The organism is Mycobacterium sp. ITM-2016-00316 (genome assembly GCF_002968335.2).
In the GTDB taxonomy this organism is placed as follows: domain Bacteria; phylum Actinomycetota; class Actinomycetes; order Mycobacteriales; family Mycobacteriaceae; genus Mycobacterium.
The window spans coordinates 4,284,174-4,295,951 of the sequence record NZ_CP134398.1; the positions used below are offsets into that span (position 1 = coordinate 4,284,174).

Annotated in this window: 13 protein-coding genes, 1 tRNA gene and 1 pseudogene; 4 read left to right on the plus strand and 11 right to left on the minus strand. The window is 66.8% G+C overall.

The genetic code is table 11. From position 1 onward, the window contains the following. Positions 1-9: 9 nt before the first annotated feature. The 5 genes and pseudogenes from thrB to argS form a co-directional block, all read right to left on the minus strand. A complete protein-coding gene (thrB, locus tag C6A86_RS20580) occupies positions 10-963 on the minus strand; it encodes a homoserine kinase (protein WP_105366724.1) in 954 nt (317 codons plus the stop codon). A 14-nt stretch (positions 964-977) separates the two neighbouring features. Beyond that, positions 978-2,078: a threonine synthase gene (thrC, locus tag C6A86_RS20585; RefSeq protein ID WP_105366725.1), complete on the minus strand. Its 1,101-nt coding sequence runs from the start codon at positions 2,076-2,078 to the stop codon at positions 978-980. Further along, positions 2,075-3,393 (minus strand): annotated as a pseudogene (locus tag C6A86_RS20590) (homoserine dehydrogenase). Before C6A86_RS20590 ends, thrC begins: the two are co-directional and overlap by 4 nt. After that, on the minus strand, positions 3,386-4,723 hold the full coding sequence (gene lysA / locus C6A86_RS20595; protein ID WP_199196479.1) for a diaminopimelate decarboxylase: 1,338 nt from the start codon (positions 4,721-4,723) through the stop codon (positions 3,386-3,388). The pseudogene C6A86_RS20590 and the gene lysA overlap by 8 nt, the downstream one beginning before the upstream one ends. A gap of 53 nt (positions 4,724-4,776) precedes the next feature. Beyond that, entirely contained in the window at positions 4,777-6,429 is a 1,653-nt protein-coding gene (argS, locus tag C6A86_RS20600; RefSeq protein ID WP_105366728.1) for an arginine--tRNA ligase, read from the minus strand. Between the two features lie 103 nt (positions 6,430-6,532). On the opposite strand from argS, the gene C6A86_RS20605 reads away from it, so the two are divergent. Then, positions 6,533-6,608, plus strand: a tRNA-Arg gene (locus tag C6A86_RS20605). 369 nt (positions 6,609-6,977) lie between these two features. On the opposite strand, the gene C6A86_RS20610 is transcribed toward C6A86_RS20605, so the two are convergent. From C6A86_RS20610 to C6A86_RS20625, 4 genes are read right to left on the minus strand one after another with little or no spacing between them, the layout of a single operon-like run. After that, entirely contained in the window at positions 6,978-7,340 is a 363-nt protein-coding gene (locus C6A86_RS20610; protein WP_233213294.1) for a contact-dependent growth inhibition system immunity protein, read from the minus strand. Further along, positions 7,307-7,627 (minus strand): RNase A-like domain-containing protein, encoded by a 321-nt coding sequence (locus tag C6A86_RS20615; protein ID WP_233213295.1) that lies wholly within the window; start codon positions 7,625-7,627, stop codon positions 7,307-7,309. The genes C6A86_RS20610 and C6A86_RS20615 overlap by 34 nt, the downstream gene beginning before the upstream one ends. Beyond that, positions 7,612-8,076 (minus strand): hypothetical protein, encoded by a 465-nt coding sequence (locus tag C6A86_RS20620; RefSeq protein ID WP_105366730.1) that lies wholly within the window; start codon positions 8,074-8,076, stop codon positions 7,612-7,614. The genes C6A86_RS20615 and C6A86_RS20620 overlap by 16 nt, the downstream gene beginning before the upstream one ends. Further along, on the minus strand, positions 8,073-8,243 hold the full coding sequence (locus C6A86_RS20625) for a hypothetical protein (RefSeq protein ID WP_233213296.1): 171 nt from the start codon (positions 8,241-8,243) through the stop codon (positions 8,073-8,075). Before C6A86_RS20625 ends, C6A86_RS20620 begins: the two co-directional genes overlap by 4 nt. Positions 8,244-8,513: 270 nt before the next feature. Between C6A86_RS20625 and C6A86_RS20630 the strand changes: the two genes are divergently transcribed. After that, positions 8,514-9,119 (plus strand): TetR/AcrR family transcriptional regulator, encoded by a 606-nt coding sequence (locus C6A86_RS20630; RefSeq protein WP_105366732.1) that lies wholly within the window; start codon positions 8,514-8,516, stop codon positions 9,117-9,119. Next, complete coding sequence (locus tag C6A86_RS20635; RefSeq protein WP_105366733.1) at positions 9,116-10,024, plus strand: SDR family NAD(P)-dependent oxidoreductase; 909 nt, start codon at positions 9,116-9,118, stop codon at positions 10,022-10,024. The genes C6A86_RS20630 and C6A86_RS20635 overlap by 4 nt, the downstream gene beginning before the upstream one ends. Here the strand turns inward: C6A86_RS20635 and C6A86_RS20640 are convergent. Beyond that, positions 10,003-10,770: a glutaminyl-peptide cyclotransferase gene (locus C6A86_RS20640; protein ID WP_105366734.1), complete on the minus strand. Its 768-nt coding sequence runs from the start codon at positions 10,768-10,770 to the stop codon at positions 10,003-10,005. The two genes, C6A86_RS20635 and C6A86_RS20640, sit on opposite strands and share 22 nt — an antisense overlap. Here C6A86_RS20640 and C6A86_RS20645 point away from each other — a divergent pair. After that, positions 10,769-11,140: a hypothetical protein gene (locus C6A86_RS20645; protein ID WP_233213297.1), complete on the plus strand. Its 372-nt coding sequence runs from the start codon at positions 10,769-10,771 to the stop codon at positions 11,138-11,140. The two genes, C6A86_RS20640 and C6A86_RS20645, sit on opposite strands and share 2 nt — an antisense overlap. Before the next feature lie 4 nt (positions 11,141-11,144). On the opposite strand, the gene C6A86_RS20650 is transcribed toward C6A86_RS20645, so the two are convergent. Further along, positions 11,145-11,777, minus strand: coding sequence for a GIY-YIG nuclease family protein (locus C6A86_RS20650; protein ID WP_105366735.1), 633 nt, complete (start codon positions 11,775-11,777; stop codon positions 11,145-11,147). Position 11,778: the final 1 nt, after the last annotated feature.

The following is an 11,778-nucleotide window of genomic DNA, read 5'->3' on the forward strand; positions in this document are numbered from 1 at the left end:
ATTCGCGTGTTACCCCGACAGGGTTTGGGCGGGGGTCTCCGCATTCCAGCGCACGCCGTCTCCCGCCGACATCTCGGTCACCGTGAAACCGTTCGCGGCGCCGTATTCGAGCACGTCGGCCGGCAAATCGGATCCGCTGGTCAGAGCTATCACCGCTGGCCCGGCACCCGAAAGCACCGCTGCCACCCCACAACGCCGCAGCATCGCAAGATATTCCGCCGAGGCAGGCATGGCCGGCGCCCGCTGCGTCTGATGCAACCGGTCGGCGGTCGCCTCCAGCAGCAGATCCGGGCGTTGGGTGAGCGCCACCACCAGCATCGCCGACCGCGCCAGATTGAACCGCGCATCGGTGTGACTGACCTGCTCGGGCAGCAGCCCCCTGGTCGCCGCGGTCGAGGACCGGGTTTCGGGGATCGCAGGGAAGAGTCGGATGTCGGGGTGAAGCTGCAGACGGGCCGCGTCGTAGCGGGCCGGGGTGCTGCCGTCTTCCGTCCAGGACACGACCGCACCGCCGAGCACGGCTGCCGCAGCGTTGTCAGGGTGCCCTTCGAACTCCGAGGACAGTTGCACCAACTCGTCGATCGTCAACTCCGCCGAATCAGACTGCGCAGCAAAACCATTCACCACCGCCAAACCTCCGACGACGGCAGCGGCCGACGATCCGAGGCCACGCGAATGCGGAATCACATTGCGGCACTGCACTTTCAGCCCACCAGCGCGCAGTCCGGCGGCGGCCAGACCGCGCTCGATCGCCCGCACCACCAGATGGTCGGCGGTCAGCGGGACCTGCCCGGCACCTTGGCCCTCGACCTCGATGACGAGACCGGAATCTGTTGTCTCAACGATGATCTCGTCATACAGACTCAGAGCAAGACCGAGACTGTCGAACCCCGGTCCGAGGTTGGCACTGGAGGCCGCGACGACAGCACGGGCCCGCAGCCCGGCCGGCAGACTTTTGCTCACCAACGATCCGACCGTCAGCCCAGACCCAGTTTCGCCACCACCGCGGCCGGGTCGACCGGGATCGGGGTGACTTCGGGCATGCCCTTGAGCGCCGTGTCGGGATCCTTCAGGCCGTTACCGGTGACGGTGCACACCACGGTCGAGCCGGGCTTGACCCAGCCGTCCTCGATCGACTTCAGCAGACCGGCGATGCTGGCCGCCGATGCGGGCTCGACGAACACGCCTTCGGCCGCCGCCACCAGACGGTAGGCGGCCAAGATCTCGTCGTCGGTCGCCGCGAGGAAGCGTCCCTGCGACTGTTCCTGGGCTTCCACCGCTGAGTTCCAGGACGCCGGGGACCCGATGCGGATCGCGGTGGCGATGGTCTCCGGGTTGCTCACCGGGTGCCCACTCACCAGTGGTGCGGCCCCGGCGGCCTGCGTTCCGAGCATGCGGGGCAACCGATCCGACAGACCGTCGCGGTGGTATTCGCGATAGCCGCGCCAGTACGCGGTGATGTTCCCGGCGTTGCCGACCGGCAGCGAGTGCACATCCGGCGCGGTGCCCAGCACGTCGCTGATCTCGAAGGCGGCGGTCTTCTGGCCCTCGATGCGTACCGGGTTCACCGAGTTGACCAGTGCGACGGTCGGGTATTCCGCGGTCAGCTTGCGGGCCAGTTCCAGACAGTCGTCGAAGTTACCTTCGACCTGAATGATTTTGGCGCCGTGCATGACTGCCTGGGCGAGCTTGCCCATCGCGATCTTGCCCTGTGGGATCAGCACCGCACAGGTGATGCCGGCCTTGGCCGCATACGCCGCCGCCGAGGCCGAGGTGTTGCCGGTGGATGCGCACAACACGGCCTGCTGGCCGCGGGCGATCGCATCGGTGACCGCCATCGTCATGCCACGGTCCTTGAAGGAGCCGGTGGGGTTGAGCCCCTCCACCTTCAGGTGCACCGTGCACCCGGTCTGCTCGGAGAGCCGCTTGGCGTGGATCAGCGGAGTTCCGCCCTCCAGCAACGTGATCGGGGTCCAGGTGTCCTCGACCGGCAGCCGATCCCGATAGGCGGCGATCAGTCCCGGCCACGCCTGGTGCACTGGACCTGCTGTTTTATGTCCCGTCGCTCCGTTGGTCATGCTGTGGTTCCTTCCATACGAAGCACGCTGTTGATGTTCTGCACGACGTCGAGCTCGGCGAGCGCCTCGACGGTCTCCGACAGGGCGGCGTCGGTGGCCTGGTGGGTGACGACGACGATCTGTGCGCCGCACGGCTCACCTTCGTTGTCGGTCATCCCCTGCTGCCGGACCTCGGCGATGCTGACCTCGTGGCGGCTGAATTCCGCTGCTACGGCGGACAATACGCCGGGCTGATCCTTGACGTTCATGTTGACGTAGTACCGGGTGGGGATGGCTCCGATGGACGCGATCGGCAGCTTGGCGTACTTGGACTCGCGCGGGCCGCGGCCGCCCTGCACGCGGTTGCGGGCGGCCATCACCAGATCACCCATCACCGCCGAGGCGGTCGGTGCGCCGCCGGCGCCCTGGCCGTAGAACATCAGCCTGCCGGCCGCTTCGGCCTCCACGACCACGGCGTTGAAGGCGCCGTTGACCGATGCCAACGGATGGTCCAGTGGGACCAGCGCCGGGTACACCCGAGCCGAAACCCGTTGCTTGCCTTTACCGCTGGTGAGCCGCTCACAGATGGCCAGCAGCTTGATGTTGCAGCCGAGCGCCTTGGCCGACTCGAAATCCGCGGCGCTGACCTTGGTGATGCCTTCGCGGTACACGTCGTCGGCGGTCACCCGGGTGTGGAAAGCGATGGAGGCCAGGATGGCCGCCTTGGCCGCGGCGTCGTAGCCCTCGACATCGGCGGTCGGGTCGGCCTCGGCGTAGCCCAGGGCGCTGGCATCGGCCAGGGCGTCCTCGTAGGAGGCCCCGGTGTCGTTCATCGCCGACAGGATGTAGTTGGTGGTGCCGTTGACGATGCCGGCCACCCGCAGCACCGAGTCCCCGGCCAACGACTGGGTCAGCGGCCGGATCACCGGGATCGCGCCGGCCACGGCCGCCTCGAAATACAGGTCCACGCACGCTTTTCAGCGGCCTGGGCAAGCTCACCGGTGGACTGGGCCATCAACGCCTTGTTGGCGGTGACGACCGACTTGCCCTGCTCCAGCGCGGCCATGATGGCCTTGCGGGCCGGTTCCACCGGTCCCATCAGTTCCACCACGATGTCGACGTCGTCGCGCGAGACCAGTGCGTCGATGTCATCGGTGAGCATGCCGACCGGGACCCCACGGTCCTTGGCGACCCGGCGCACCCCGACCCCGCGCAGTTCCAGCGGGGCACCGATGCGCGCCTCCAGATCCGTGGCGCTCTCCTCGATGATGCGCACCACCTCGGTGCCCACGTTGCCGAGTCCGAGAACCGCTACGCCGATCGCCTTTTCACTCATTGCCAACCTCCAAGCTCAGAAGATCCTCGACGGTTTCCCGGCGCAGGATCAGCCGCGCACTACCGTCCTTCACCGCGACCACGGCCGGGCGCCGCAACAGGTTGTACCGGCTCGACATCGAATAGCAGTACGCGCCGGTGGCGGCGACGGCCAGCAGATCCCCCGGGACCAGATCCTCGGACACCCAGGTGTCGCGGACGATGATGTCACCGCTCTCGCAGTGCTTTCCGACGATACGGGCGAGCACCGCGGACGCGTCGCTGACCCGGGAGACCAACCGCGCGTCGTATTCCGCGTGGTACAGGGCGGGCCGGATGTTGTCGCTCATGCCGCCGTCCACACTGACGTAACGCCGGTGCTTGTCCGCCGAGATGGCCACATCCTTGACGGTGCCGACTTCGTAGAGGGTGATGGTGCCGGGACCGGCGATGGCGCGGCCGGGTTCGACCACCAACGTCGGGGTGGGCAGTCCGACCGCGGCCGATTCGTTCTTCACGATGGCCTTGAGCTTGTCGGCCAGTTCCTGCATGGGCGGCGGATTGTCATGCGGCAGGTACGAGATACCCAGGCCGCCACCGAGATCGAGGATGTCCATCTGTGCGGTCTTGTCGACGCCGAACTCGGCGACCACATCGCGCAGCAGACCCAGCAGGCGGCGCGCGGCGATCTCGAAGCCGGACACGTCGAAGATCTGCGAGCCGACGTGGCAGTGCAGGCCGACCAGGCGCAGATTGTCGGTGGCGAACACCCTGCGGACCGCCTCCAGTGCGGCACCGCTGGCCAGCGACAGCCCGAACTTCTGGTCCTCGTGTGCGGTGGAGATGAACTCGTGGGTGTGCGCCTCTACCCCGGGGGTGACCCGCACCAGCACGTCCTGCACGATGCCGGCCGCACCGGCCACTGCCTCCAGGCGTTCGATCTCGATCTCGGAGTCGACCACGATGTGCCCGACGCCGGCGTTCACCGCGGTGCGCAGTTCCTCGACGGATTTGTTGTTGCCGTGCACGGTGATTCGCTCCGCAGGGAAGTCGGCGTGCAACGCGACGGCGAGTTCGCCGCCGGTCGCCACGTCCAGCGACAGACCCTCCTGATGCACCCAGCGGGCAACCTCGCTGCACAGGAACGCCTTGGAGGCGTAGTGCACGTGTTCCCCACCGCCGAAAGCCGAGGCGATCTCACGGCAGCGTCCCCGGAAGTCGTCCTCGTCGATGACGAACAGTGGGGTGCCGAACTCTGCGGCCAGCTCGGCCACCGAGACCCCGGCCACCGACACGACGCCATTGGATCCGCGAACGAGGTTCTGCGGCCACACATTCGGGGCCAGCAGCATGATCTCGTCGGCGGTCTGGGGCTTGGGCGGCACGCCGGTGCCGGGCTGTGCGCTCACATCCGCTCCGGGGCGCTGACACCGAGGATGGTCAGACCGTTGGCGATGACCTGTCGGGTGGCCTCGCACAGCGCGAGCCGCGCCGCGTTCAACTCGCCGGCCGTCTCGTCGCCCTGGGGCAACACCCGGCAGGAATCGTAGAACCGGTGGTAGTCGCCGGCGAGGTCTTCGAGGTACCGGCACACGCGGTGCGGCTCCCGCAGCGAGGCAGCGGTTTTGAGGATCCTGCCGAACTCACCGAGGCTCCGGATCAGGGTGGCCTCGCGGTCGTGCGTCAACAGGTCGAGGTGCGCGGTGTCGGCGGCCAGCCCGAGTTCGGCGGCGTTGCGCGCCAGCGCCGAGAGCCGGGCGTGCGCGTACTGCACGTAGTACACCGGGTTCTCGTTGGACGCCGAGGACCACAACGCCAGGTCGATATCGATCGGGCTGTTCACCGAGGACCGGATAAGCACGTACCGGGCGGCGTCGACGCCGATGGCGTCCACCAGGTCATCGAGGGTGATGACGGTGCCGGCCCGCTTGCTCATCCGGACGGGCTGACCGTCCCGGACCAGATTGACCATCTGGCCGATCAGCACCTCGACGGTGGCCGGGTCGTCACCGAGGGCCGCTGCCGCGGCCTTGAGCCGGGCGATGTAGCCGTGGTGGTCGGCGCCGAGCATGTAGATGCACAGGTTGAATCCGCGCTCGCGCTTGTCCAGGTAGTAGGCGAGATCGCCGGCAACATAGGCCGGGTTGCCATCGCTCTTGATGACCACCCGGTCCTTGTCGTCGCCGAATGCGGTGGTGCGCAACCAGGTTGCGCCGTCCTTCTCATAGATGCTGCCGTTGTCCCGCAGCCGCGCGATGGCCTGGTCCACGCGGCCGGAAGTGTGCATCGAGTCTTCGTGGGTGTAGACGTCGAAGTCGGTGCCGAACTCGTGCAGCGACTTCTTGATGTGGGTGAACATCAGGTCCACGCCGATGGCACGGAAGGTCTCCTGCTGCTGATCGGCCGGGAGGCTCAGCGCATCGGGAGCCTGGGCCAGAATCGCGGCGGCGATGTCGTTGATGTAGCTGCCGGCGTAGCCGTCCTCGGGGGCGGGCTCCCCCTTGGCCGCGGCGACCAGCGAGCGCGCGAACCGGTCGATCTGGGCGCCGTGGTCGTTGAAGTAGTACTCGCGGGTGACCTGGGCGCCCTGGGTGCTCAGCAGCCGCCCGAGCGCGTCACCGACCGCGGCCCAGCGGGTACCGCCGATGTGGATGGGGCCGGTCGGGTTGGCCGACACGAACTCCAGGTTGATGTTCTGGGCGGCGAGGTCCGCGCAGTGCCCGTAGTCGGCCCCCGCGGCCAGCACGTTGGTGACGACGACGCCCTGCGCGGACGCCTCGATGCGCAGGTTGACGAACCCGGGCCCCGCGATCTCGGCGGCGGCGATCCCGTCGGCCTCGGCCAGGGCGGCGGCAAGCCAGCCGGCCAGCTCGCGCGGGTTGACCCCGACCTTCTTGGCGAGCTGCAGGGCCACGTTGGTGGCGTAATCGCCGTGCTCAGGGTTGCGCGGGCGCTCGACGGTGATCGTCTCGGGCAGCGCGCTGGTGTCGAGGCCGTGCTCGGCGAGGACCGCGGCAGCGGTGGTCTTGAGCAGGGCAGCCAGGTCGGCAGGTGTCACGAGGGACCATCCTATGGTCTGGGGCACTCAGGTCCCGAATCCATTACCGGTTCCCGATGCGTTACGCTGTGCACGCCCAAGCGGCGCAGCACATCGTGTTCGCGCCCCCGTAGCTCAGGGGATAGAGCGTCCGCCTCCGGAGCGGAAGGCCGCAGGTTCGAATCCTGCCGGGGGCACCACTTGACCAGTATCTGACCAGGCGGTTGTAATTGGTCGGCCCATGGCGGCAGTAGCGCTGTCGACTCAAAGGGACACATCCAGGATTCAATGCCATTCTGGTGCCGCTGAGTGACCCACGGCTTTCTTCTGTATCGCCCGACGTGATCACAGTCCGGTGTTCAGCAGCTGCGTCAACTTGATGCACCTCCACTGCGCGCTCATCGCGGTCACAGCTGAGTGGTTGAGCCTCAGCGTTTAGCCGCGCGACGGTCTACCGGCCACTGACAGAGGTCGCGGCGTAACCCATAGACCAGAGCCTCGCCTGCGGTCAGAATTATCCTTCCCGACAGGGAATGTCGAATGCCGACGGCGCTGTGTCAGGGCGCGGCTCAACGCAGTGCCGCGCCTTCCCCGTCGATACGGGCAGCCTGCGCGCGCAAGCGGTCCGCGATCTGGCCTAGCCACTCCTTGTAGGTCAAAGGATCGGGAACGTAGTAAACGCCGACTGTGCGCACCAGATACTGTTCGAGATCCGGTTCGGGCCGACTGTTGCGCAGATCGTCAACTTGTTGAGCCAACGTCCTTAAAGGCTCCGTGACGGGATCTGCGTTGATGTAGTTGTCGACGACTCCTTGCCAGTCATCCGACTCCAGATCCCAGTCTTGGTGGAAGTACGCTGCGAAGAATTGGTACAAATCTGTCGAGATCGAGCCGTCGTTCATGGTGTGGGAAATCCTGTCAACACGAGCCATCCGCCATTTCCATCGCCTTTGAGCACAACCCTAGCTCCGGTCCCTGCCACCGCTTGCGCGCTTCCTCGTTCTAGCACTGCTCCACCATTGAAAGGCGCATCGAGTTCGAGGTAACGGACGGCTCCGTTTGCCAGCCACTCGTCGATGACTTGACTGTTCCGTTGGAGCGTTGTGCTGACAGCTGCTGCTGCTTCGTCGATCGTGTCGAAAGAGGAGGCTGCCGGCAGCCGAGTTGTCTCCAGGCGTGCCGAGAGGTCCTCCAATGTTTGGCCTACGTGACGCTCCATGAGGTGCCCACCGTTGGCCTCACTCGTAGCCAAGAGATGGGTAGTGTCCTCGACGCCGAACGAGGTAACTGGCCCTCCATTGCTATCGACATCGGGAACTGACGGTGCGTCAGGCACTGAGTGGGCTGCGCCGCCAGCACCTCACGTTGCGCAGAGTTAATGTCGCTGACGGCGTTCTCGGCGGTGCCGGCGGCCGCGAGAAGTGCCTCGTTCTGGGTGCCGACGACGGCAATGTCACGGGTGACTCGGTCCAGCGCGGCGTCTTTCGCGTCGCCCTCCCAGGTGGTGCCACCCGGGGACGAGATGCTCTGCCGATGCTGATCGAAGGCGTCCTCCGACGCCTCGGCTGCCGCACGCCAGCTGGACGCGGCGTCAGCAAGATGACTGGTGGTCCAGGCCTCGATCTCCGAACGCGTGGGTATGGCGACCGCCGGGGCAGCCGTGCTCACACCTCCACCGACGTGATGGCATCCGATCCGTCGGAGTCGGTCCGGGCATAGGCGGCGGCACCGGTCGAGATGTCGCCCGCCTGGCCGGCAATCCGTGCGGATTGGCGACCCTGCAATGCGGTCAGCGCGGCGTTCACAGCGGTGACGCCGCCCGCGCTGGGTTGCATGCTCGTAGACCCGCTGAATGGGCCGCTGGCCAGTCCCGCAGCGGTGGCCTCGCTGCTCGCAGCTCCCGACCGAAGGCCGCCGGTATCAACGTTCAGTTCGCCTGCCATCGCATCCCCCTATAGCCAGACAAAGCAAATTTGACGCTACCGCAGCGGCACGGCGACCGTCGGCGGCAGTTTGGCCGTCAAGTGGCGCTATCTATCCTGCCCGCCCGGTCGGCTGTCTGCTACCGTGTCTGTAACGCTCCTTACAGACAGGAATCGACGCCGATGCCACCGACCAAGCGCCAACGCCAAGGCGAGGACTCCCGCGAGGTGATCCTCGACGCGACCGAGCGACTGATGTCCACTCAGGGATACGCGGCCACCTCGATCAGCCACATCCGCCGTGAGACCGGCCTGCCCGCGAGTTCCATCTACTGGCACTTCGGCTCCAAGGAGGGCGTGCTGGCCGCCGTCATGGAACGGGGCGCCGAGCGATACTTCGCGCAGATCCCGCGCAACAGCCCCAATATCGAGACCCAGCGAGCCGCCGTCGCGAAACTCATGGTCGCCAACCCGGACTTCTTCCGACTGCTGTACATGCTGTCGCTCGAGCGCAGTGACCATCCCGCCGTGGCCGCCGCGATCCGGCGGGTCCGCGACACCGCGATCTCCGGATTCGCCGAGGTGATCCGCCAGATGCTGCCCGAGGGCGTGCCAGCGGAGCAGGCCGAACGGGTGGTCACCGAACTCGCGGCCGTCGCGACCGCGATGTCGGACGGCGTGTTCTTCGCCGAGCACCTCGAACCCGACTCGACCGATGTCGACCGGATGTACGTCCGGTTGATCCAAGCCGTCGAGGCACTGATCCCAATCCTGTTGGAGGAGAAATGAACATGAGATCGATCATCATCACCGGGGCCAATGCGGGCCTCGGCCTCGAATGCGCCCGTGCGGTCCTGGCGCGCGACGATTCCTGGCATATCGTGCTCGCCGTACGTGACGTGACCAGAGGCGAGGCGGCCGTCGCCGAGCTCGGCTCCCCCGACCGGTGCACGGTGCTGGCCTGTGATCTGGCGTCGCTGCGCTCGGTGCGCGCCTTCACCGCCGCATTCGCTGCAGCGGGCCTGCCGCCGTTGCACGCGGTCGTCGGCAATGCAGGCCTTCAGGTGGTGTCCGGCCTCCAACAGACCGAAGACGGTGTGGAGACGACGTTCGGCGTCAACCATCTGGGGCACTTCGCGCTGATCGAAGGGCTGCGTGAGCACCTCATTCCGCCGGCCCGGATCGTGATGGTCGCCAGCGGAACTCACGATCCCGAGAAGTTCACCGGGATGCCACACCCGCGCTACACCTCGGCGGCGGCACTCGCCCACCCGCAGCCCGGCGAGCCGGTCGACGGCCGGCGTCGCTACACCACCTCGAAGCTGTGCAATGTGCTCTACACCTACGAACTGGACCGCCGGCTCGGCCACGGCGCCCAGGGCGTCACCGTCACGGCATTCGATCCGGGACTGATGCCGTCCTCGGGTCTGTCCCGCGACTACACCCCCGCACAGAAAGTACTGTGGCGCATCGTGTCTCCGCTGCTGCGGGTGCTGCCCAACGTCAACTCCGTCGCCACATCCGGCGCGCGGTTGGCCGCGCTGGCCACCGACCCACGCTTCGACGGGGTGACCGGTGAGTACTTCGAGGGCGCCACACCGATCCGGTCCTCGGCGGAGTCCTATGACACCGTCAAGGCACGTGATCTGTGGGAGACGAGCGCACAGTTGCTCTACGGCAGCAGCACCCGGTAGCTCTGTGGCCACTCCTTGCCGCTGATCAGATACTCCGAGCCGGCGATGTGCGCGATGCCGCTGACGACCAGCCGTGAGTTGCGTTGCTCGCCGGGCCAGAGTGTGGAGACATCGGCGACCAGATTCACCACGCCGGTGCCGGGATCGATCCGGACGAAGGTGTCATCCGGCCATGCGGCCGCCCACACCTGCCCGTCGACGCACTCGAGCTCGTTCAGACCGCTCAGGGGCTGACCATCGCGGGTCACCTGGATGCTGCCGGTTTCGGTGAAGGCCGGATCGAAGAACCGCAGCCGGTCGCTGCCGTCGCTCGCGATGAACCGGGCGCCGTCATGACACAGGCCCCAGCCGTGCCCCTGGATGGGTACCTCGCGACGCGGCGTGAACGTCGCCTTGTCCCATTCGATCGCGACGCCGTCCCGATAGGTCAGCTGCCAGATGCTGTCCCCCACGACGGCGATGCCTTCACCGAAATAGTCATTCGGCAGCGGCACCGCGCGGATCACCGCTCCCGTGGCCGGATCGACTTGCCGCAGTTCCGATTTGCCCACCTCGCCGGTGGCCTCATACAGCGCCGGGCCATCGAACTCCAGCCCCTCGCTGTAGGCGCCGGGATCATGTGGCACCACCGCCACGACGGTGGGCACGATGACGGGCACGGGTTCGGCCTGCGCCACGGGTGCGGCGACCGCCGTCCCGGCGAGAACCAGAGATGTCAGCACCGACCGGGAAGCAACTCGCCACATGGCTCCGTTCTACCTTGCTGGCTTCGAGCGCGCTCGAAGGCCCGTCAATGACGCGCCCTGCGGCTACGATCTGCTGATGTTTCGCATCGACGGAATCAACGGAGAGAGCATCGTGATCGACGGCGTGTGGGTGGAGAAACTGCGTGCCAACAACTCGATCGGACGCAATCCCGCCGACAAGTACGCGGGCACCGAGGTCAAGGAGTTCAGCCGGCGCAAGAAACTGTTCGGAGGCGACCGCGAGGAGCTTCTGCAGCTCACGATCTCGGTCGGCACGTTCTATTCGCTGATGGTTCCCGCCGACAAGCGCGCAGAGGTCGACGCGCTGCTCACCGAACTCGAGGCGGCGCGCGAGCGAGCGACGTCCTAGCCGCCTAGGTCCACTCCGCCAGCACGCGCATCTTGCCGGCCTTGACCCCGGCGTCCTTGCGCAACCTCTTGAGTTCCGGTGCGAAGGCGTTGCGCTCGTTGTCCTGGAAGTTCAGCGGCAGCACCAGCGCATTGATCAGCTTGGGTTCCAGGAACCATGGCTCGGGATGCAGCACCCAGGAGACTGCGGCGTTCTCGGCCATCCACTGGGTCAGGACGGCCTCACCGCCGGCGAAGGTCTGCCTTTTGCCCGAACCGATGCGGCGCAGCGCGAAGCCGAGTTGCTCGCCGAGCAGGACACCGAGCGACTTGCGCAGCGTGGACCCGTCTGCGCCGGCATTGCCGGCACCGAAGTGGTACCGGATGCGTTTGCGCAGATCCTGGGGGGCGCGTGGCTTGCCGTCGGCCCGCGGCGGCCCGGGGCTGATACCGACGTACAGCAACGTGAAACCGTCACGTTGTTCGCAGCCGGCGACATCGATACCGCCCGGGATCTCACGGAACCACCACCCGTAGGCACCGGCCGCAGCGGGCACCACGTCCAGGTCTCGGAACACCTCGTCCCGCGTATGCAGCTGAGCAGCAAGGAAATTCGCCACCGCGGCGGCACTCTTCTTCGCGGATATCGACTCAGCCATG

What these genes read in the sequence shown, in the direction of transcription:
- thrC (WP_105366725.1), bottom strand. Translation starts at nt 2,078, where the DNA reads ATGACCAACGGAGCGACGGGACATAAAACAGCAGGTCCAGTGCACCAG.
- lysA (WP_199196479.1), bottom strand. Translation starts at nt 4,723, where the DNA reads ATGCTGCTGGCCCCGAATGTGTGGCCGCAGAACCTCGTTCGCGGATCC.
- C6A86_RS20610 (WP_233213294.1), bottom strand. Translation starts at nt 7,340, where the DNA reads ATGGCTCGTGTTGACAGGATTTCCCACACCATGAACGACGGCTCGATC.
- C6A86_RS20615 (WP_233213295.1), bottom strand. Translation starts at nt 7,627, where the DNA reads ATGGAGCGTCACGTAGGCCAAACATTGGAGGACCTCTCGGCACGCCTG.
- C6A86_RS20625 (WP_233213296.1), bottom strand. Translation starts at nt 8,243, where the DNA reads ATGCAACCCAGCGCGGGCGGCGTCACCGCTGTGAACGCCGCGCTGACC.
- C6A86_RS20630 (WP_105366732.1), top strand. Translation starts at nt 8,514, where the DNA reads ATGCCACCGACCAAGCGCCAACGCCAAGGCGAGGACTCCCGCGAGGTG.
- C6A86_RS20635 (WP_105366733.1), top strand. Translation starts at nt 9,116, where the DNA reads ATGAACATGAGATCGATCATCATCACCGGGGCCAATGCGGGCCTCGGC.
- C6A86_RS20645 (WP_233213297.1), top strand. Translation starts at nt 10,769, where the DNA reads ATGGCTCCGTTCTACCTTGCTGGCTTCGAGCGCGCTCGAAGGCCCGTC.
- C6A86_RS20640 (WP_105366734.1), bottom strand. Translation starts at nt 10,770, where the DNA reads ATGTGGCGAGTTGCTTCCCGGTCGGTGCTGACATCTCTGGTTCTCGCC.
- C6A86_RS20650 (WP_105366735.1), bottom strand. Translation starts at nt 11,777, where the DNA reads ATGGCTGAGTCGATATCCGCGAAGAAGAGTGCCGCCGCGGTGGCGAAT.